Origin of the sequence: Streptomyces sp. NPDC058457, assembly GCF_042720695.1 — a bacterium.
GTDB lineage: Bacteria > Actinomycetota > Actinomycetes > Streptomycetales > Streptomycetaceae > Streptomyces.
Genome location: NZ_JBHXLU010000210.1, coordinates 1 through 1,010 on the forward strand (window position 1 = coordinate 1; position 1,010 = coordinate 1,010).

At 70.5% G+C, this 1,010-nt stretch carries 1 protein-coding gene; it reads right to left on the reverse strand.

What is annotated here, in order from left to right:
* Positions 1–944, reverse strand: a protein-coding gene (locus tag ACFWPS_RS54045) for an IS5 family transposase (RefSeq protein ID WP_383721944.1) whose coding sequence is annotated in 2 segments (ribosomal slippage) — positions 1–561 and positions 564–944 — 942 coding nt in all. Because the reading frame shifts where the segments join, the coding sequence is not laid out codon by codon here.
* Between the last annotated feature and the right edge of the window lie 66 nt (positions 945–1,010).

Here is a 1,010-nt window from a genome sequence, read left to right on the forward strand (position 1 = left end):
CTAGGCCGTTTCTGATGGCTCTTGGACGATGTCGCGGAGCCAGATGACGATCGCGGTGACGGTGAGGGTGCCGTTGAAGACGTAGTCGCGTTTGTCGTACCGAGTGGCCACGGCGCGGAACTGCTTCCACTTGTTCACGCACCGCTCGACCGCGTTGCGGCAGCGGTACTGGGTCTTGTCGAAGGCCGGGGGCCGGCCGCCGGAGCGTCCGCGGCGCCTGCGGTGGGCGCGCTGGTCGTCGGGCTGCGCGATGGTGGCTTTGATGCCGCGTCGTCGCAGGTAGGCGCGGTTGTCCCGGCTGGAGTACGCCTTGTCGCCGCGCACCCGGTCGGGTCGGCTGCGCGGGCGGCCTGGTCCGCGGCGCCGGATGCGTAAGCCGTCCAGCACCGGGGCGAACATCGGGCTGTCACCCCGCTGGCCGGGCGAGGTCTGCCAGGTCAGCGGGCGGGCCCGGTCGTCGGACAGCAGATGGACCTTGCTGGTCAGTCCGCCCCGCGAGCGTCCCAGCGCCTCGCGCCCATCTGCCTCATCACGGGCCCCGCCCCCTTTTGCGGGTAGTCGGCCGGTGGCTTGCGAGGCGCTCCGGCCGCGTGCTGATGCGCCCGGCAGGAGGTCGAGTCGATGTTCACGGCCCACTCCTGCCGGGACACCTGGCGGGCGTGCGTGCCGTCCGGGTCACCGGCATCCGCCTCGATCTGCAGCTCTTCCAGGACGGTCTTCCAGGTGCCGTCGGCCGACCAGCGCCGATGACGCTCATAGACGGTCTGCCAGGGCCCGTACCGTTCCGGAAGGTCGGGCCAGGGCACCCCGGTCCGGGCCCTGAACAGCACCCCGTTGACCACCTTCCGGTGATCCGCCCATTGCCCGCCCGGCCTGCCGTTGCAGGGCAGGAGAGGTTCAATCCTCTGCCACTGCGCGTCCGTGAGCTCGTGTCGCCGCACCATATGGGCCTCCTGCCCGGCAACCCACGAGATCCACCAGCCCACCAAGAGCCATCAGAAACGGCCTAG